Origin of the sequence: Arthrobacter agilis (genome assembly GCF_006494655.1) — a bacterium.
Taxonomy (GTDB): domain Bacteria; phylum Actinomycetota; class Actinomycetes; order Actinomycetales; family Micrococcaceae; genus Arthrobacter_D; species Arthrobacter_D agilis.
Genome location: NZ_VHIM01000004.1, coordinates 1 through 18,667 on the forward strand (window position 1 = coordinate 1; position 18,667 = coordinate 18,667).

The 18,667-nt window shown below is 68.1% G+C and carries 20 protein-coding genes and 1 tRNA gene; 9 read left to right on the plus strand and 12 right to left on the minus strand.

What is annotated here, in order from left to right; all coding sequences use genetic code 11:
- Positions 1 to 455: 455 nt before the first annotated feature.
- From FJV46_RS15765 to FJV46_RS06925, 3 genes are all read right to left on the minus strand, one after another.
- Entirely contained in the window at positions 456 to 791 is a 336-nt protein-coding gene (locus FJV46_RS15765; protein WP_087028085.1) for a WhiB family transcriptional regulator, read from the minus strand.
- Positions 792 to 1,023: 232 nt separating this feature from the next.
- On the minus strand, positions 1,024 to 2,043 hold the full coding sequence (locus FJV46_RS15770) for a helix-turn-helix domain-containing protein (RefSeq protein WP_369126897.1): 1,020 nt from the start codon (positions 2,041 to 2,043) through the stop codon (positions 1,024 to 1,026).
- A 99-nt stretch (positions 2,044 to 2,142) separates the two neighbouring features.
- Positions 2,143 to 2,346: a helix-turn-helix transcriptional regulator gene (locus FJV46_RS06925; RefSeq protein ID WP_179195207.1), complete on the minus strand. Its 204-nt coding sequence runs from the start codon at positions 2,344 to 2,346 to the stop codon at positions 2,143 to 2,145.
- A gap of 110 nt (positions 2,347 to 2,456) precedes the next feature.
- Here FJV46_RS06925 and FJV46_RS06930 point away from each other — a divergent pair, with 110 nt between their 5' ends.
- Positions 2,457 to 3,083, plus strand: a complete 627-nt coding sequence (locus tag FJV46_RS06930) for a hypothetical protein (RefSeq protein WP_104150517.1) — start codon at positions 2,457 to 2,459, stop codon at positions 3,081 to 3,083.
- Positions 3,070 to 4,203, plus strand: a complete 1,134-nt coding sequence (locus FJV46_RS06935; RefSeq protein ID WP_087028091.1) for a site-specific integrase — start codon at positions 3,070 to 3,072, stop codon at positions 4,201 to 4,203. The genes FJV46_RS06930 and FJV46_RS06935 overlap by 14 nt, the downstream gene beginning before the upstream one ends.
- Before the next feature lie 65 nt (positions 4,204 to 4,268).
- On the opposite strand, the gene FJV46_RS06940 is transcribed toward FJV46_RS06935, so the two are convergent.
- Together FJV46_RS06940 and FJV46_RS06945 are read right to left on the minus strand one after the other, a co-directional pair.
- A tRNA-Tyr gene (locus FJV46_RS06940) sits at positions 4,269 to 4,350 on the minus strand.
- An 85-nt stretch (positions 4,351 to 4,435) separates the two neighbouring features.
- The gene (locus tag FJV46_RS06945) at positions 4,436 to 4,804 is read right to left on the minus strand and encodes a hypothetical protein (protein WP_087028092.1); all 369 of its coding nucleotides are present in this window, start codon (positions 4,802 to 4,804) and stop codon (positions 4,436 to 4,438) included.
- A 176-nt stretch (positions 4,805 to 4,980) separates the two neighbouring features.
- Here FJV46_RS06945 and FJV46_RS06950 point away from each other — a divergent pair, with 176 nt between their 5' ends.
- The gene (locus FJV46_RS06950; protein WP_087028094.1) at positions 4,981 to 5,469 is read left to right on the plus strand and encodes a YajQ family cyclic di-GMP-binding protein; all 489 of its coding nucleotides are present in this window, start codon (positions 4,981 to 4,983) and stop codon (positions 5,467 to 5,469) included.
- An 89-nt stretch (positions 5,470 to 5,558) separates the two neighbouring features.
- Here the strand turns inward: FJV46_RS06950 and htpX are convergent, their stop codons facing one another.
- From htpX to FJV46_RS06970, 4 genes are all read right to left on the minus strand, one after another.
- Positions 5,559 to 6,437 (minus strand): zinc metalloprotease HtpX, encoded by an 879-nt coding sequence (htpX, locus tag FJV46_RS06955; RefSeq protein WP_087028095.1) that lies wholly within the window; start codon positions 6,435 to 6,437, stop codon positions 5,559 to 5,561.
- Between the two features lie 118 nt (positions 6,438 to 6,555).
- Positions 6,556 to 7,842, minus strand: a complete 1,287-nt coding sequence (locus FJV46_RS06960) for an MFS transporter (protein WP_087028097.1) — start codon at positions 7,840 to 7,842, stop codon at positions 6,556 to 6,558.
- 45 nt (positions 7,843 to 7,887) lie between these two features.
- Positions 7,888 to 8,364: a hypothetical protein gene (locus FJV46_RS06965; protein ID WP_126130635.1), complete on the minus strand. Its 477-nt coding sequence runs from the start codon at positions 8,362 to 8,364 to the stop codon at positions 7,888 to 7,890.
- A gap of 106 nt (positions 8,365 to 8,470) precedes the next feature.
- The gene (locus FJV46_RS06970) at positions 8,471 to 9,166 is read right to left on the minus strand and encodes an esterase/lipase family protein (RefSeq protein ID WP_087028099.1); all 696 of its coding nucleotides are present in this window, start codon (positions 9,164 to 9,166) and stop codon (positions 8,471 to 8,473) included.
- Between the two features lie 92 nt (positions 9,167 to 9,258).
- On the opposite strand from FJV46_RS06970, the gene FJV46_RS06975 reads away from it, so the two are divergent.
- Together FJV46_RS06975 and FJV46_RS06980 are read left to right on the plus strand one after the other, a co-directional pair.
- Positions 9,259 to 9,747 carry a Fur family transcriptional regulator gene (locus FJV46_RS06975; protein ID WP_087028101.1) on the plus strand — a complete coding sequence of 163 codons (489 nt, stop codon included), beginning with the start codon at positions 9,259 to 9,261 and terminating at the stop codon, positions 9,745 to 9,747.
- 7 nt (positions 9,748 to 9,754) lie between these two features.
- Positions 9,755 to 11,242 (plus strand): catalase, encoded by a 1,488-nt coding sequence (locus FJV46_RS06980; protein WP_087028102.1) that lies wholly within the window; start codon positions 9,755 to 9,757, stop codon positions 11,240 to 11,242.
- A gap of 117 nt (positions 11,243 to 11,359) precedes the next feature.
- Here FJV46_RS06980 and FJV46_RS06985 read toward each other — a convergent pair whose 3' ends face one another.
- Entirely contained in the window at positions 11,360 to 12,355 is a 996-nt protein-coding gene (locus FJV46_RS06985) for an SDR family NAD(P)-dependent oxidoreductase (RefSeq protein ID WP_232008473.1), read from the minus strand.
- On the minus strand, positions 12,352 to 13,155 hold the full coding sequence (locus FJV46_RS06990) for an SDR family NAD(P)-dependent oxidoreductase (protein ID WP_087028105.1): 804 nt from the start codon (positions 13,153 to 13,155) through the stop codon (positions 12,352 to 12,354). Before FJV46_RS06990 ends, FJV46_RS06985 begins: the two co-directional genes overlap by 4 nt.
- A gap of 101 nt (positions 13,156 to 13,256) precedes the next feature.
- Between FJV46_RS06990 and FJV46_RS06995 the strand changes: the two genes are divergently transcribed.
- The 4 genes from FJV46_RS06995 to FJV46_RS07010 all read left to right on the plus strand — a co-directional run bounded on the left by FJV46_RS06995 (position 13,257) and on the right by FJV46_RS07010 (position 16,074).
- The gene (locus FJV46_RS06995) at positions 13,257 to 14,099 is read left to right on the plus strand and encodes a helix-turn-helix transcriptional regulator (RefSeq protein WP_087028106.1); all 843 of its coding nucleotides are present in this window, start codon (positions 13,257 to 13,259) and stop codon (positions 14,097 to 14,099) included.
- Positions 14,100 to 14,173: 74 nt separating this feature from the next.
- Positions 14,174 to 15,205, plus strand: a complete 1,032-nt coding sequence (locus FJV46_RS07000) for an adenosine deaminase (RefSeq protein WP_087028108.1) — start codon at positions 14,174 to 14,176, stop codon at positions 15,203 to 15,205.
- A gap of 121 nt (positions 15,206 to 15,326) precedes the next feature.
- Positions 15,327 to 15,653 carry a hypothetical protein gene (locus tag FJV46_RS07005; protein ID WP_087028109.1) on the plus strand — a complete coding sequence of 109 codons (327 nt, stop codon included), beginning with the start codon at positions 15,327 to 15,329 and terminating at the stop codon, positions 15,651 to 15,653.
- Between the two features lie 49 nt (positions 15,654 to 15,702).
- A complete protein-coding gene (locus FJV46_RS07010; protein WP_087028111.1) occupies positions 15,703 to 16,074 on the plus strand; it encodes a DUF7793 family protein in 372 nt (123 codons plus the stop codon).
- Positions 16,075 to 16,117: 43 nt separating this feature from the next.
- Here FJV46_RS07010 and FJV46_RS07015 read toward each other — a convergent pair whose 3' ends face one another.
- Positions 16,118 to 18,658 carry an MMPL family transporter gene (locus FJV46_RS07015; RefSeq protein ID WP_087028112.1) on the minus strand — a complete coding sequence of 847 codons (2,541 nt, stop codon included), beginning with the start codon at positions 18,656 to 18,658 and terminating at the stop codon, positions 16,118 to 16,120.
- Between the last annotated feature and the right edge of the window lie 9 nt (positions 18,659 to 18,667).

The following is an 18,667-nucleotide window of genomic DNA, read 5'->3' on the forward strand; positions in this document are numbered from 1 at the left end:
GTGAGACACGAGGACCTCCTGATCGAAAACCGGAACCTAGACAGCTCCACTCTCGATCGGAGGTCCTCCTCGCGTCCAGAACCTACGACGCGTCCTCACACATCAACCAACGTCCCTGGGCAGTACATCTAGCGACGCGGCACAGGGCGGATACGCGCAGACCCGTCGCATCGTGGGGGAGTCGCCGTTTCGTGCGAGTTCCAGGGGCGGTCCCCAAACTGTGCAAGCAGCTGCCTCCGTAGCGTCACGGAACGGAAGGCGTCGGCGCTCATTGATTTTGACTCCCCCTCCCTGGTCAGGCGCGGCCGGTTCCAGCCGCGGTGCGCGTTTCTCCGGCGTTGCCGTGCCGTCTGCGGGTGCTCGGCCGGCGGGGGGCTCGTCGGACCGCCAGCGGGCGCCGTGGGGCTGCTGACGGTCTGGCCGTTTCCCGTTCCCAGAGGCAGAGCTTGGGAGGTTCATCGTGGGTTCACCTCTCGTGTGCGTTTCGGTCGTTGTCTCTGGCTCGGAGTCTTCCCACCCCAGACGCCCGCTGGCTCTCTATGGGTGCGCTGATAGGAGCCGCACGCTTCAAGAACTGAACAACTTCGGCAAGCACGCGCGGCCGCTGCTGCCTCGTCTGGATCATCCGAGATCCAGGCGAGGGGATGGTCTGAGGACTGGCACGGCACGGGGTCGGTGGCGACGGTGATGGCAGCGTGCAGAGTCTCCAGGTCGCGAGCCTTTCGAGGGCTGAGACGTGGCGGAGCGGTCGGCCTGCCCGTTGTGCCCGTGGTGGGGGTGCTGGTGGTCATGGGTGTCCCTCCGTGGGGGTGTGGCAGGTGTGTGGGGCACGGCGGCTGACAGTCCACCCGGCGGGTGTCTTTCGCAGGTGGGGCTTGCAAGTGAGACAGGGGATGGGTTGGCCGGCTTCGTCCTCTCCCAGCCACCCGCCCTCGCAGCGGTGCGGAGCAGGGGCCGGCTTCCAGGGTGAGAGCCCGAGGTCAGTGGGGTCGCGCTCGTTCGATGTCCGGAATAGTGGCTCGCTCATGCCGACTTCACCTCAGCGCAGCCGTTGCAAGTTCTCGCGCCCGTCGGGTACCCCACAAGGGGTGCGAGGCAGACTGAGCATTGAGGCTGGTGCTTGCCGACGTACCGGAGATCCCGTTCCCCTACCTTGCGATCTGCCTGACAGGACCGGCAGTTCGCCGCCGCTTCAGTCGGATGGTCCTCGCACTTCGCCCCCGCCTCGAACACGGACCGGCGCTGCGCTTTGACGGCGTCCCGGCAGTGCGCGAGGTACGCGGGCAGCTGGAGTCTCCGGCGAGGTGTCGTCGTCGTCGTGCTGTCGTCCAGTGCATGCGACAGGACAGAATTCGCCTCATCGTCGTCGAGGCCGGCCCCGGCGAGGTCTTTGAGGATCAGAGCTTCCTCCCCCTCCCGTTTATCAGCCGATGCGCGGCTGACGTTTCGATTTGGTGGGGAGACGGGCTCCTGGTTGGTGAAAATTGATTGGTGTAAGTGATTGGTGGGGTGCAGCCCACTGCGAGTGGTCGAGCCTAAAACTGCGAGTGATGGAGTTGAAAGCTGCGAGTGATCAGATTGATCACTCGCAGTGGACTGCGACTGATCAGCATTCGCCCCGCGGTCATCACTCGCAGTGGGTTGCGAGTGATCAATCGAAGGAAGATCGTCGCTGTGCAGGTCAAGGAGTGTCATACGGTCGGATAGGTCGCTCGGAAGCGTGAGCCGATACTCTGTCGCGAAGCCCCGGCCACCTGCGCCGCGCCCGCCTTTCCTCACTAGTTCGAGGAGCCCGACGTCGCACAGCTCGTCCAGCGCGCCGTCGATTGTCCGCACGCTTTTCCCGATCACAGTCGCGAGCCGTTCACGTCCTGGGTGGATCTGTCCGCCCGTCTCTGCCGTCGAATATCGGGCGAGGACCCATCCCACGTACTTAGTTGTCGGTTTGATGCCGAGTGGACCGGTGGGGACGCGCTCGAAGATACGCTCCCAATCGAACCGACCGACGCTCTTTAGGTGCCTGATTCCCTCTGGGTTAGTCACTGTTCCCGCCGCCGTCGTCTAAGGGAGCCTGGGCGGCGGCTATGCAGTCATGGGTGTACATATTCATTGCGGGGCCGGCAGCGGGGCAACTGCTGGCGTTCACGCGGACACCTGCGTGTCTCCAGTCCGCTGGCGGGTCTGCCCGTCAAGCCATGCGTTGATGTCAGATTCGCGGTACCGGACTGCGCGCCCGATCTTGACGAACTTCGGGCCCATTCCCATGTACCGCCACTGTGCGAGCGATGCGGGAGTCTTGTTGAGCTTCGAGCCGAGTTCTGCGGGGGTGTAGATCCTGTCCTCCACGATGTGATTCCCTTCGTTTTCAAGTAACCGTTTATTCGGTTACTTGGTCGAAGCGAATCACAGTATTTCAAGGCTTGTCAAGTATCCTGTTTTCCGGATACTCTTCCTTCATGTCTGAACCCATTACCCTTGCCCTCGCTGTCGGGCAAAGTGCTCGAAAGATTCGCATCGACAACGCGGTAACGATGGATTCGCTTGCCGCCGAGGCACGGAAGGTCGGGCTCAAGTGGTCCACAGCGCGCGTGGGCGATTTGGAGCGGGGGAAACTCAGTCCGACCCTGCCCATGCTGTTAGCGCTCTGCCTTGCGCTCGGACGAGCCACGGGACAGGAGCTCCGGTTAGCCAACCTGGTAGACATCGACGGGCAGATAGAGGTCAACGAGAAGCTGACAGCGCCTGGCGGGGAACTGCAGGGCGTCCTGAAGGGGAAATCCGTGCGGTTCTGGGATCGCACGTTGAGTGCCGTTGGCGAAGCTGCGGAAGCGCTCCCTGGCAGCGTCCATGCGTTGAGGGACGCGTTCGAGTGGGAGCGGTTCGGTCTCGGTGACGAACGGGCCGCGCGGAAGCTAGGGCTGACCAAAGAGGAGATGTTCCGGAGATCTGCCGCTCTGTGGGGGCACAACCTCTCAACGGAGCGGGATAAGCGTTCAGGTACCGACGCGAGTGCGCAGAAGCGTGGCCAGGTGACGCGGGCTCTCTTAGATGAACTGCGGAGAGCTGCTGATGGCGACAGTTGAGCCTTATGACACGAAGGGCGGCCGACGATATCGGGTCATCTACCGGACACCGGAGCGGAAGCAGACGAGCAAGCGGGGCTTCCGGACGAAACGGGACGCGGAGCTGTTCCTCGCATCGGTCGAGGTCTCGAAAGCTCGTGGCGAGTTCATAGACGCCGGCGCGGCTCGCGTCACGATCGGCCAGCTCGGCCCCGATTGGCTGCGCCGGCAGTCGCACTTGAAGCCGTCCTCTTACCGGCCCGTCGAGGCGGCGTGGCGTAACCATGTGCTGCCGGAATGGGGCGGCACGCCTGTCTCTGAGATTCGGAAGACGGCAGTACAGCAATGGGTGTCGGGCCTGACCACCGGCGAGGAAGAGGCCATGCCGCCGCGCAAGCCGAAGTCGGCAACTGTCGTCATCCGCGCCTATGGCATCCTCGCGGCGATCCTCGACGGGGCCGTGGACGATCGGCGGGTCCTGTCGAATCCCGCGCGCGGCGTGGTGCTCCCCCGCAAGGGCAAAAAGGCGCACGTGTACCTGTCGCACGCGCAAGTGCACCTACTGGCCGAGGAGTCCAAGCACGAGACGCTGGTCCTCACGCTGGCCTACTGCGGGCTGCGGTGGGGCGAAGCTGTCGGGCTGCGCGTCAGACACCTTGACATGCTGAAACGGCGAATCCGTGTCGAAGAGAACGCCGTCGAGGTCGGAGGCCGCGTAGAAGTCGGCACCCCGAAGAACCATAAGCGGCGGACGGTGCCCTTTCCTCGCTTCCTCGCGGAGCCATTGGCGAGGCAGTGCGAGGGTAAGGGCCGTGATGACCTGGTGTTTCCCGGCGAGGACGGCGGCTACCTGCGGTCCACTCGGGTGCAAGAGGATCGGGGCGGCTGGTTCTCGGGTGCTGTGAAGCGGGCGGGGATTCCACGGATCACGCCGCATGACCTCCGCCATAGTGCTGCGAGCTTCGCGGTGTCGGCCGGGGCGAACGTTAAGGCGGTGCAGAGGATGCTCGGGCACAGCTCGGCGGCCATGACGCTGGACATCTACGCGGACCTCTTCGACGCGGACCTGGACGCCGTTGCGGACGCCCTAGATCACGCTGTCTCTGCTGCGGGTGTTGCCAAAAGGTTGCCGCTCGCCTGATCCGGGCAAAGCGAAAGGCCGGTACTTCCCCTGTTTCTAGCGGAAGTACCGGCCTTTCCTTGCTGTGGCAGATGAGGGATTCGAACCCCCGTAGGCGTTGCCAGCTGATTTACAGTCAGCCCCCTTTGGCCGCTCGGGTAATCTGCCGAACGTCTTCTCAAGAAGACCACCCGCAGCAAGCGCGGGCAAGACAACTTTACAGACAAACCTCCCCGCTGACGAATCGGCGACGCTAGAGACCTGCCGCGACCCGCCGTTCGATCTGGGCGTAGAAGCCGTCCGCCTGCTGCGACGTCACCATCCGCAGCAGGACGGCCTGGTCCAGTTCGGCGCGCACCCCTGCGAGCCGCTCGGTCGAGGACGGCGCCCCCGACGCGGTCGCCACGGCCGACCGGATAACTGGCGTCGACGCCGCATCGCGTTCGAGGAGGACGTCGCCGGCGTCGTAGTCTGTGGCCGACGCCGCGAGGACCGGTGGGGCGGCCTGAGCAGGAGCCGCCGCGAAGCCCAGAGCGGAGGTAGCGGTCGCAGCTGCCAGGAACGTCCCGGCCACGGCCCTCCGGAGCCGAACGGGGTGGCTGGGTTGATCGGTCTCGGACATGATGCGCGCTCCTCGTGTTCCCGACGGGTGGACCGGCTGACGGTTCCACCCTGCTCCCCGGGTGTGTGCACGGGCCCGGGGAGGACTGTCAACTCCCTGTGAACGGCCGGACGTCCGCGAGGAGGCGTTGAGGATAGTCTTGATGCCAGGAAACCCAACCATCCCTAGGAGGCATCGTGGCAAGCGAATCCACATTCGACGTCGTCAGCAAAGTGGACAAGCAGGAGGTCGCCAACGCGCTCAACCAGGCGCAGAAGGAGCTCGCGCAGCGGTACGACTTCAAGGGGGTCGGCGCGGAGGTGGACTTCAGCGGCGAGAAGATCCTGATGAAGGCGAACTCCGAGGAGCGCGTCATGGCCGTTCTCGACGTCCTGCAGTCCAAGATGATCAAGCGCGGCATCTCCCTCAAGTCCCTCGACACCGGAGAGCCCTACCCCTCCGGCAAGGAGTTCCGGCTGGAGACCTCAATCAAGGAGGGAATTGCCCAGGACATCGCGAAGAAGATCAACAAGCTCATCCGTGACGAGGGTCCCAAGGGCGTCAAGTCCCAGATCCAGGGCGACGAGCTGCGTGTGAGCTCGAAGTCACGTGACGACCTCCAGGAGACCATGACGCTCCTGCGCGGTTTCGACGAAGCCGATCTCCAGTTCGTGAACATGCGCTGACCCGATCAGCGTACCGACAACAGCACGGACGACGGCGGCCCACCTCCTGCGAGGAGATGGGCCGCCGTCGTCGTAGCCGGCGTCGAGCGTCAGCGCAGTCGGCGCCCGGCCATCCCCTCGAGGCGGGCGATGCGCTGGTCCATCGGCGGATGCGTCGCGAACATCTTCGCCACACCACCGCCCTTGAACGGATTGGCGATCATGAGGTGCGAGGTGTTGACGAGGCGCTGGTCCTGCGGGAGCGGCGCACGTTGGGTACCGGTGGCCAGCTTGCGGAGCGCCGACGCGAGCGCCAGCGGGTCGTCGGTGAGGATGGCGCCGTCCTCGTCGGCGTCGAACTCGCGGGTGCGGCCGATCGCCGTCTGGATGAGTCCGGCAGCGAGCGGCGCCAGGACGGCGAGCAGCAGTGCGCCGATCGCGTTGCCGCCCTGATTGCGGTTGCCGCCCATCAGGCCGGTGAAGGCGAACATCTGGGCCACCGACGTGATCACGCCGGCGACGGCTGCCGCGATGGACCCGGTGAGGATGTCGCGGTTGTAGACGTGCATCAGCTCGTGCCCGAGGACTCCCCGCAGCTCCCGCTCGTCGAGCAGGCGGAGGATTCCCTCGGTGCAGCACACCGCCGAGTTCTCGGGGTTGCGGCCCGTGGCGAAGGCATTGGGCGCGGCGGTCGGCGAGACGTACAGCCGGGGCATGGGCTTGCCGGCGCGCGTGCTGAGCTCACGGACGATCCGGTACATGGCCGGCTGCTGCTGCTCCGTGACCTCCACGGCGCGCATGCTGCGAATGGCGATCTTATCGCTGTTCCAGTAGCTGTAGGCGATCGAACCGACGCCGATCAGGGCGAACAGCCAGATGAACATGGAGCTGCCCGTGGCCCCGGCGATGACCGCTCCGAAAACGAGGAAGATGCCCATGAGGGCGCCGAACAACAACGCCGTCTTGGCACCGTTGAAGTGGTTGTGCACGTCTGACTCCTTGTGGTCCCGGGGCTTCCCGCCCGATCAGGAGAACGGAGGACGGAAGCCGCCTGTCCCACTCATCGTAGGCCGTCACCCTGCGGCGACGCTGGGAGGGACAGCGCGGTCAGGGCTCGGGGCTGCGCGAATCGTACTGCGCGAACCGCGGCTGCCACCGGGCCACGGCGAGCACCAGGACGATGCAGGCGGCGCCGCCCACGACGGCGGTCCAGCCCTCACCGAGCCAGGTGGCCTGGCCGCCGGCCACCATGTCCCCGAGGCGCGGCCCCCCGGCGACGACGACGATGAACACGCCCTGGAGCCGCCCCCGCATGGCGTCCGGGGTGGCCGATTGCAGGATGGTGTTGCGGAAGACGCTGCTGACGGAGTCCGCGATACCGGCGAGCACCAGGCAGGCAGCGGCTGCCCACACCCACGCTGACAGCTCGCCCTCACCCGGTGTGGGCAGGGTGGACGAACTGGCCATCACGACCACAAGCCCGAAGCCGCACACCGAGGCGCCCCAGCCGACGATCGACCAGATGACGGCCTTTCCGTGCCGGTGGATGCGGCCGAGCGGGCCGGAGAAGAGACCTGCCAGGACGGAGCCGAAAGCCCCGGAAGCGAGCAGGAGGCCGACGGTCAGCTCTCCCCCGCCGATGAGGACCGCGCCGACGGCGGGCAGCAGCGCGCGCGGCTGGGCCGTGATCATGGCGATCAGATCGAGGATGAAGGTCATGCGGATGTTGGGCCGTGTGCCGAGGAAACGGAAACCCTCGAGCACCGTCGCGAGACCGGCGCGTCGCTGCGGACCCTCGGGCGGCAGCGGGGGCAGGCGGTACAGGGCCCACAACGCGAACGTGAAGGTGACGACGTCGACCGTGTACGTCCAGGCGTACCCCACCTGCGCCACGAGGACTCCGGCGAGCAGCGGGCCCACGGTGAACGCCAGCCCGAACGTGATCATGCTGAGCGCGTTGGCGGCGGGCAGCAGCTCCGGCCGGACGAGGCGCGGGATGATGGAGCTGCGCGTGGGCTGGTTGATCCCGGCGGCGCCCGACTGGACGGCGATCAGGAGGTAGAGCAGCCCCACACTGTCCAGGCCGATCCAGGCCTGCGCAGCGATGGCCATGGTGGTGGCCCACAGCGCGAAGCCGGAGTACAGGGCCACCTTGCGACGGTCCTGGGCATCCGCGATGGCACCCCCGCACAGGCCGGCGACCACCAGCGGCACGAGCGCGAAGAGGCTGAGCAGGCCCACACTGAGGGTCGACTGGGTGAGCGCGTAGATCTGCAGGCTCACGGCCACGATGGTGAGCTGGGTTCCGATGGCCGAGAGCGCCGTCCCGATGTAGAGCCTGCGGAATGCCGGGGACTCCTTCAGCGGGGTGATATCGGCGAGGAGTCTGGGCACGGGGAAAGTCTAGTCGCGCAGTGGTTCGCGTCAGCAACCATTGTCCTAGGACGCCGCGGGCACCACTGTTCCATCCGACCGGCGCACGCCTGCGAGCTCCAGCCGCACCGTGGCCAGGATCCGGTACGCAAGGCTCTCGCCGACGCCCAACGCCTCGGCGTCGTCGGGTTCGATGTGCTGTGTCCGGGCACCGTTCCCGTCCGAGTAGGGCCAGTCGAGGGGCCCACAGACGGCGAGCAGCCCGCCCTCGTACTGGATGCCGACGGCGACCATCCTCTCGTTGGACGCCGTGGCGACGAAGGCGCTCTGGCCCGCGGGCAGGACGAGACGGCTTGCCACCCGCTGGGGTGTGGCGGCCAGCCCCGCCTCGAGGCTCTCGACGACGTCGCAGGCCGTCGGAGGAGCGCTGACCGCGCGCACCGGCCGGCAGGCGCCGCTGACGGGCTCGCAGATGATCGCGGACCCCGTGGTGCCGGTCAGGCCGTCGGGCAGGAAACGAACCCGAGGAAGCCGTAGGGCCACGAGACGGCCGTGGAGGCCGCACCCCCGAGGCAGAGGAGGGCGACGCCGGCGAGCACCCGCTGCCGCACCCCACCGATGCTGCCGCGCCGGGTGGACGCCCTCGCCGTCACTGCTCCCCCGCCGCGATGGCGCGGTCGACCTCCTGCAGCACGCGGGCGTCGGCGATGGGGCGGAAATGACCCATCGTGTCGAGTTGGATGTTGCGGGCACCGTCCACGAAGCTGCCAGCGGGGATGTGCGGATCAAAGCGGCCGTAGATGGACGTGATGCGTCCGTTGAGTGCCCGGTTGTCCCGCAGTGTGCGCAGCGTGGGGTTCTGCGGCGAGAACGCCCGAATGCTGGGAAGGATGAAGAAGCTCGCGTAGATGGAGCCGGAGAACGGTGTGTTGATGGCCACCAGCCGGCTCACGCGCCCACCGGCGCTGGACATGGTCATGAGGAACTTGCCGATCAGCCCGCCCTTGCTGTGCGCCACGATGACGACGCCCGTGAGATCGTGCTCCTCGAGGTAGCCGGCGGCGAGCTGGGCCATGGCCTCGACGGTTCCCCGGTTGTACCCGAGCTTCTGCACCACGTGGACGGGGTGGCCCGCGCGGTGCAGGTGCTCGGCGACGGGGCGCATGAACTGCCAGGTCTCGTAGATGCCGGGAATCAGCAGCACGGGCGCCTTGCCGCCGGGGGCTCCCTCGGGAGGGACCAGATAGGCAGCGGGATCGGCCCGGACGAGCAGCGCGTGGACCTGCCAGAACCCGACGTATGCATAGTCCAGCGCCCAGGCCCAGCCGCGCTTGATGAGATTCACCCTGCCAACGGTACCCATCCCCGACGCCGCTCGGGGCGCAACTTAGCCCCGCCTTATTATGAGTTGATCAGAATTACTGGTTGACTGAGACCATGATGCAACCAGCAGCGACGCACGAGGGCCACGAAGCCCAGTGGTCAGCTGCCCTGCACGCGGCCGGCCGGCGTGTGACCCGTCAGCGACTCGCCGTCCTCGCCGCCATCGATCGTCTCCCGCACGCCACCGCGGACGACGCCGCAGCCGCCGTGCGCGCCGGCCTCCCGCAGATCACCGTGCAGTCGGTCTACGTGGTCCTCGCGGATCTGACGGACCTCGGCCTGCTGCGCCGCGTCGAGACACCCCACTCCCCTGCACGCTACGAGACGCGCGTCGGCGACAACCACCACCACGCGGTCTGCACCGGTTGCGGGCGGATCGAGGATGTCGACTGCGCCGTGGGCCACGCACCCTGCCTCACGCCCGAATGGTCACCCGGCGCCCGCCGCATGACCATCCAGATCGCGGAGGTCGTCTACCAGGGCCTCTGCGACGACTGCCGCGCGGCAGTCCCCAGCCACCAACCAGCCACACCACAGGAATAGGAGCACCATGTCCGCCAACTTCAGCACGACACAATCCGGCGCCCCCGTCATCGATGACAGCAACTCGTCCGTCCTCGGCCGCGACGGCGCCATCCCGCTGACCGACCACTACCTGATCGAGAAGCTCGCGCAGTTCAACCGCGAGCGTGTCCCCGAGCGCGTGGTCCACGCCAAGGGTGGCGGAGCCTTCGGTGTCTTCGAGACCACCGAGGACGTCAGCATGTACACGCGGGCGGCGCTGTTCCAGCAGGGCACCACCACGGAGACGCTCCTGCGCTTCTCGTCCGTGGCCGGCGAGCAGGGCTCCCCCGACACATGGCGCGACCCCCGCGGCTTCGCGCTCAAGTTCTACACCTCCGAGGGGAACTACGACCTCGTCGGCAACAACACGCCGGTGTTCTTCATCCGCGACGGCATCAAGTTCCCGGATTTCATCCACTCGCAGAAGCGGCTTCCCGGCACCAACCTGCGTGACGCCGACATGCAGTGGGACTTCTGGACGCTGAGCCCCGAGTCCGCCCACCAGGTGACCTGGCTCATGGGTGATCGCGGCCTGCCGAACTCCTGGCGCACCATGAACGGCTACGGCTCGCACACCTACATGTGGATCAACGAGTCCGACGAGAAGTTCTGGGTCAAGTACCATTTCAAGTCCAACCAGGGACACGAGGTCCTGACGGTGGACGAGGCCGAGGCTCTCGCCGGCTCGGACGCCGACCACCACCTGCGCGATCTCTCCGAGAACATCGCGAAGGGCAACCACCCGAGCTGGGACCTTAAGGTCCAGATCATGCCCTACGACGACGCGAAGAACTACCGGTTCAACCCGTTCGACCTCACGAAGGTCTGGCCCCAGGCCGACTACCCGCTGATCCCGGTCGGCAAGCTCACCCTGAACCGGAACCCGGAGAACTACTTCGCGCAGATCGAGCAGGCCACGTTCGCACCGTCGAATTTCGTGCCCGGTATCGCCGCCAGCCCGGACCGCATGCTGCAGGCCCGCATCTTCTCCTACGCGGACGCGCACCGCTACCGCGTGGGTACCAACCACGCACAGCTGCCCGTCAACATGCCGAAGAACGAGGTGCGCAACTACTCGAAGGACGGCGCCGCGCGCTACCACTTCAACTCCTCCTCCACCCCCGTGTACGCCCCGAACTCCGTGGGCGGACCGGCAGCGGACCCGGCCCAGTACGGCGCGCACGGTGGCTGGGAGAACGACGGCGACCTCGTGTACGCCGCGCACTCGCTGCATGCCGAGGATGACGACTTCAGCCAGGCCGGGACGCTCTACCGTGATGTCTTCGACGACGCGCAGCGCGCCCGCTTCCTCGAGACCATCACCGGGGCCGTGGGCGGAGTGCAGAGCGACGACATTCGCGCCCGCGCCATCCAGTACTGGACGCACGTCGATACCGAACTCGGCGCGAAGCTGGCTGCCAACCTCGGCCACGGCGTCACACCGGCCACCGAGTCCGAGGCCGCGCTCTACTAGGCGCACCGCACCACCGCATCACCTGAAGGAGGGCGGGCCCGCATGGGTCCGCCCTCCTTCGTCCTTCCACCCCGCGTCGGCATCCGGATGCCGGCGCCGGCGGGACGGCAAAACAACTCAGCGGCGCGCCTCCCCCAGCAGGTCGACGGTCACCTCCCACAGTCGGTCCGCGTTCTGCGGATCGAGCGCGTACGGGCGCACGCCCGAGACGCCGTCGATGATCGCGGGCACGACCTCCGCCTCCCGGCAGTCCTCGAGATAGAGCCCGCCGACGCCGTCGAGCAGCGGCGAGGTCGCTGCGAAGACGGATGTCGCAGCGCCCTGTTGCGGGGTCTTGGCGCTCATCCCGGCGGCGGCCGCGCGCGCCTTCGTCGCTGCAAGGACCTCCGGATCCCAGTGGCGCTGCAGGTTCGTCCAGATGCCGCCCGGCATGACGGCGTTCGCGGTGATGCCGTCCGCCTCCCAGCGGCGCGTCGCTCCGACGGCGAGGAGGACGTTCGCGGTCTTGGACTGCCCGTAGGCGTGGCCGGCGTCGTAGGGCCGTTGCCGGAAGAAGAGGTCCTCGTACACGATGTCGGACATCCCGTGACCGCTGGAGCTCACGGAGATGATCCGCGCCCCGTCCGCCTCCGCAAGGGCACCGTGCAGGCCGATCGCGAGCGCGGCGTGACCCAGGTGGTTCGTTGCGAACTGGAGTTCCCACCCGAGGGGCGTGTGCAGTTCGGGCGTCATCATGATGCCCGCGTTGTTGACCAGGAGGTGCAGGGGCCCGGTCCATTCGGTCGTGAAGCGGTCGACGGCGGCGATGTCCGCGAGGTCCAGCGGACGCACCTGCACGACGGCGCCGCCGCTGGATCGGGCGATGTCGTCGGCGACGCGACGGCCGGCGTCGAGATCGCGGACCGCGATCGTCACGTCGGCGCCGGCGTGGGCCAGCGCCCGCGCGGTCTCGATGCCTATCCCCGATGCGGCGCCCGTGACGACTGCGGTGCGGCCGGTCAGGTCGATGCCTTCCACCACCTCGAGAGCGGTACTCGCAGCTGTGAAGGGGGAGTCGAACGTGTTCATCGTGAGGGTCCTGACTGTCGTCGTGGTGTGCGGGCTGTTCCTCATGCTCCGCGCGTCGAGGAGATACCGCCGTCGACCGCGAGGATACTCCCGTGCACCATCCGGGCGGCGTCCGAGGCCAGGAAGAGCACGCCGTCGGCGATGTCGGCCGGGCGCACGACGACACCGGCCGGAGTCCCTGCCGTCATGGCGTCCAGCACCGCGCGCGCGGCCTCGTTGCCCGGCGTGAGTGTCGCTCCCGGGGACATCGTGTTCACCCGCACTCCCCGTGGGCCGAACTCCGCGGACCAGGACCGTGTCAGTTGCTCGACGGCAGCCTTGGTCGCCGTGTACATGGCGGCGAACGGGTTGCCGACCGAGGCCATCCAGGACCCCACGTTGACCACCACACCGCTGCCGCGCTGCGCCATCGCCGGGAGGATCTCCGCCGCCAGGACATGCGGGGCGCGGACGTTGACGGCGAGCATCGCGTCGAGGTCGGCGTCCGCGAGGTCGGGTGTGGTGGGAGCCGGGTAGATGCCGGCGTTGTTGACGAGGATGTCGATCCGGCCCCCGAGCAGGGCGGTCGCTTCAGCAACGAAGGCGCGCAGGCCGGCATAGGAGCCTCCGAGGTCGACGGCGAGGAAGCGTGCGCTGCCGCCGTCATCGTCGATCTCCTGCACCAGTTCCCGGCCACGCGCCTCGCTGCGGCCGGTGACCAGGACAGTGGCGCCTGCCGCCGCGAGCGTCCGGGCGATGGCCGCGCCGATACCGCTGGTGGCTCCGGTGACGAGGGCGGTCCGGCCGCCGAGGGGGGCATGGGCGGCAGGGGAAAGTGCTGGTGAAGGTGAAGCGATGGATGTCATGCTCCAGTTCTAGGCCGGTACACGCAGCAGGCACCAGAGCACGTCCAACCGGGGCATGGCAGGACCACGCTGGGCCCGCCACCACGGCCTAGAGTGGCATCATGCCTGCAGACCGGTCCCAGCTCGGCGCCTTCCTCCGCGCGCGTCGTGACGGCCTGACCCCGACTGCCGCCGGCATGCAGCCCTTCCCCGGTCCCCGGCGGGTCCCCGGCCTCCGCAAGGAGGAACTGGCCGTCCTTGCGGGAGTGAGCGCCGACTACTACAGCAGGCTCGAGCAGGGTCGGCAGGCGAACGTCTCCCGCAGCGTGCTCGACGCGCTGGCGCGGGCGCTCCGGCTCGACGAGGTGGAACGCGCGCACCTGTTCGTCCTGGCGGACCCGACAATTGCACGGCGAGCGCACCCTACCGCCGTGCAGCAGCCCGATGCGGGGCTGCTGCGGCTGATGACCGCGCTCGACCACCTGCCCGCCCTGATCCTCGGGCGCCGCGGCGAGATCCTCGCGACGAACACCCTCCTGACCGCAGTCCTCCGGGACCTGCCGCCGTCGTCATCGCTGGTCCGGTTCATGTTCTTCGACCCCCTGGCACGTGAGCGGATCATCAACTGGGAGCACTTCGCCGCTACCTGCATGTCGGCGCTGCGCGGCGAGCTCGGCCGCCATCCGGAGGACGTGCAGTTGGTGGCGCTGATCGACGAACTCCGGACCGGGGATCCCGACGCTGCGCGATGGTGGGCGGACCATGGTGTCCAGGACTACGCGTCGGCGCCGAAACGCATCCTGCATCCGGTGGCCGGCGAGCTGTCCTTTGACATCGAGACCGTCCTCCCGCCCCGGACCACCGAGCAGGTCCTGATCATCTACACCGCGCAACCTGACTCCCCTACCGCGCGCACCCTCCCGCTCCTGGCGAGCTGGAACGCAGTACAACCGGCCGCACGATGACGCGGATGCCCGTCCGGACGTTCCATGGGACCGCGACGGGCCCGATGCCCCTCCCCGCCTCGTAGGCTGGGGCGATGCAGTCCTTCCCGCCGTGCGCCGAACTCCATCTCCACATCGAGGGCACGCTCGAACCCGACCTCGTGTTCGAGCTCGCCGCCCGCAACCGCATCACCCTCCCCTACGCGGATGCCGCGGACCTCGCGGCCCGCTATGCCTTCACCGACCTGCAGTCCTTCCTCGACCTGTACTACGCCACCATGGACGTCCTGCGCACCGAGGCGGACTTCGCGGACATGACGCGCGCCTATCTGCGCAGGGCCGCGGCCGCCGGGGTGCGCCACGCCGAGATCATGATGGACCCGCAGGCACATCTCATCCGTGGCATCCCCCTCGCCACCTGCGTGAACGGTGTGTCCTCCGTCCTGGCCACGAGCGAGGCCGAGTTCGGCGTCAGCACTCTCCTCATCGCGGCCTTCCTGCGCGACCGCCCTGCAGCGGAGGCACTCGACGTCCTGCGGGACCTCCTCGACATGAAGGCACCGATCGTCGGCATCGGCCTCGACTCGGCGGAGGTCGGCTACCCGCCGTCCCTCTTCGCAGAGGTGTACGACGTCGCCCGTTCGGCAGGGCTCAGGTGTGTTGCCCACGCCGGCGAGGAAGGCCCGCCGTCGTACATCCGGGAGGCGCTCGACGTTCTCCGCGCGGAACGGATCGACCATGGTATCCGATGCCTCGAGGACGAGGCCCTCGTGGAGCGGCTCGTCGCGGACCGCGTGCCGCTCACCGTGTGCCCGCTCTCCAACGTCCGGCTCGGCGCTGTCGACGACCTCCCCGCTCATCCCCTCCCGGTAATGCTCGCCCGCGGGCTGAACGTGTCGGTGAACTCCGACGACCCCGCCTACTTCGGGGGTTATCTCGACGACAACCTCATGGCAGTCGGGGAGACCTTCGGGTGGGGTGCCGCGGAGCTCGCGATCGTCGCGGGGAACTCCCTCCGGTCGGCGTTCCTCGACGACGCCCGGCGCTCCCTGCTGCTCGCGGAGCTCGAGGTGTGGGCGTCGGAGCAGGAGCGCGACGGCGTGGTTCAACACCCGCGGACCAGATGATGGGAGACTTCACCTCGGAACGCCTGCGCTGGTAGGTGCTGATGAGGGAGGCGCCATCCTGCAGGACTTCGCGATCACCGACGACGACCGCATCGTCGAGATCCTCTGGCGCCCGGGCATCGTGATCGGTCCCCCTGAACTCGACGTCCTCGGGAACACCATCACACACACCTCGGGGTGGCTCGTCAGACCCGTCCTGATCCACCTCGACCTGATCCATCACATCACGCCACCTGCGCGTCAGATGCTCCTCGCGTACCGGCACCGGGCGCCGATCGCGCTCACCGGTTCCGACCCGGTTGATCGGGTCCTCGCGGCGTTCATCGCTCAGTCGCGCAGCCGGACCAGGTACTTCACCGATCCGGCGGAGGCCCGCGAGTGGCTGTCCGGGATCCTGGCGGAGACGATCAGCACCCCGGACGGCCGGGCCCGGACCCTCCAGCCATAGGCATGGCCCCCGCTCCCCACTAGACTGACGAACCAGGAATGGGGGCAGGATGGCGACAGCTCACGCGCGCTTCTCGGTGACGGTCGACGACGCGCACCTGCTGCGCGTCCGGTGGCAACCCCGGATCGTGCTGCGGGACTGCGACGGCGAAGTACTGACGGCAGCCATCCGGGAAGCACTCCCGGGCCGCCGCGTGCACCTGATGATGTTCCTCAACGGGATGGAGTCGCTCAGTCAGGACGCACTGGCGTTCTTCGCGCGCAAGGCTCCGCTCTCGGCCGTCGCTCTGATCGGACCGTCCGTGCTCGACGAGGCTCTGATCGAGCTGTACCTGGAGGTGTACCTTCCACCGTTCCCCGTCGCGTACTTCGACCACGAGGACGACGCCGGGGACTGGCTGGCTGCCCGACCCGCGCCCTGATGCTCCCGCCGTCGACCCCCGGCCCCGAGGCCGGCCACAGCGGCTAGTCTTGCGTCCCGCCCTCCCTGCCGAGCAGCTTCGCGCCTTCGACGTCCACATCGGGAAGGATGCGCTGCAGCCAGCCGGGTAGCCACCAGGCGTGCTTCCCGAGCAGGTACATGGCGGCAGGGACCAGGGTCATGCGCACCACGAACGCGTCCAGCAGCACGCCGAACGCCAGGCCGAAGCCGATGGGCCGGACCATCGCCAGGTGCGAGAAGACGAAGCCGGCGAACACGGACACCATGATGATGGCCGCCGCGGTCACCACCCGGGCACCGTGACTGAAGCCGATCCGCACCGCGGCCTTCGGATCGTCCCCGTGCACGAAGGCCTCCCGCATCCCCGACACGAGGAACATCTGGTAGTCCATCGCGAGGCCGAAAAGCACGCCGATGAGGATGATCGGCAGGAAGCTCAGGATGGGCCCGGGATTCGTGACGCCGAAGACGTCCCCGAGCCAGCCCCACTGGTAGATCGCGACCGTCGCCCCGAAACTGGCGAGCAGCGAGAGCAGGAACCCGGCCGTCGCGATGATCGGGACGAGAATGGATCGGAACACGAGCAGCAGCAGGATCAGCGACAGCCCGACGACGATGCCGAGGTAGACCGGCAGTGCCTCCATGAGCTTGGCGGAGACGTCGATGTTCGCGGCGGTCTGGCCGGTCACGGCGATCGCGACGCCGGTCTCCTCCTCGAAGCGGTCGGTGGAAGCCCTCAGGTCGCGTACGAGGCTCTCCGTGGTCTCGCTGGCCGGTCCCTCCTCCGGGATGACCTGGAAGATCGCGGTGCGCCCGTCCTCGCTGACCGCCGCCGGGACCGAGGCCGCGACGTCGGGAACCTCGAGGAGGAGGTCGTTGACGTCGAGCCGCAGGGCGGTCTGCTCCGCCTCGTCCGCGGTCTCAGGGAGGGAGCCCACCACGATCAGGGGACCGTTGGTGCCGGCACCGAACCTGTCCCCGATGGTGCTGTAGGCCTGGAACGCCGTGGAGTCCGCCGGCTCCGTGCCGCCGTCGGGCAGCCCGACGCGCAACTGGGCGGCGGGGACGGCGATCACGCCGAGCAGCACCACGCCGGCGAGGACCGTCAGCACGGGCTTCCGGGTGACGAGTCCACCCCAGCCCGCGCCCATCGCGGCGCGCTCGTCCGCCAGCGAGGTACCGCCGTCGGCGGCGACGGGCGCGGCAGCGGAGTGACGGGGCCCGGCTGCCCGGGCCCAGCGGCGCTTGGAGACGACGCGACGGCCCATGAGCGCCAGCAGCGCCGGCGTCAGGGTGAGCGCCACGAGGACGGACACGGCGACCGTCCCGGCCGCCGAGAGACCCATGACCGTGAGGAAGGGCAGCCCCGGGACGGCGAGCGCGGCGAGGGCCACGATCACGGTGATACCGGCGAAGAGCACCGCATTTCCCGCCGTACCGGTGGCCCGGGCGATCGACTCCTGCAGCTCCATGCCATGCAGCAGCTGTGTCCTGTGCCGGTTGACGATGAACAGCGAGTAGTCGATCCCGACGGCCAGGCCGAGCATGAGGGCGAGGACGGGCGAGATGCTGTTCATCTCGATGATGCCGGACAGCGCGAAGGTGAGGCCCACGCCTACCCCGACACCGATGACGGCCATGAGCAACGGGAGCCCTGCGGCGATGAGGGTGCCGAGCATCAGGATCAGGACGACGGCGGCGACGGCGAGGCCCACGGCCTCCGTGGCGCCGACGATGCCGGAGACGTCCTCGACGATCTCCTTGCTGTAGTCGACGGTGATCCCCGAGCTCTCGGCCTCGGCTGCGGTTTCCTGCACGGCTTCACGCAGTTCGGGTGAGACCCCGTTGATCTGCTGTTCGAACTGCACGCTGGCAACGCCCGTCGAGCCGTCCTCGGAGAGGAGGCTCACGCCGGAGGTCGCCTCCAGCTGCCGTTGTGCCAGATCGAGCTCCGTGCGACCGGACTCGAGCTGCTCCCGGCCCGCCTCGAGCTCGGTGCGACTGGCGTCGAGCTGGGCCTGGCCCTCGGTGAGCCGCCGCTCGGTCGCGGTCGCCCGCTGCGGCGGGAGCTGGTCGCGGGCCTGGTCGAACTGCCGGCGCTGCGCGTCGAGGTCCGCCTGTCCCTGCGTGAGTTGCTGCTCCCCTGCGGTCAGCTGCTCGTCGCTGGCCTCGAGCTCCGCACGGCCCGCCTCGAGCTCCTCGGTGCCGGCAGCCACCTGATCGGCGACATCGAAGGGATCGACGACGCCGCGGATGCCGTCGAGGTCTGCGATCTCCGCGAGCGCCGACTGGACGTCATCGCGCTGCTCGGTGGAGAAGGCCGAGCCGTCGTCGGTCGCGAAGACCACCGTGCCCGTGCCGCCGACGGCCTCGGGCAGCTCGTCCCTCAGCCTGTCGGAGATGCGCTGCGACTCCGTCCCGGGGATGGTGAAGTTGTTGGTGAGCGTGCCGGAGAAAGCGACCGCGGCGCCGCCCACGGCGAGCATGATCGCGAGCCAGGCGGAGATCACCCACCAGCGCCTGCGGAACGCGAATGAGCCGAGCCGATAGAGCAGAAATGCCATGAAGAGGTC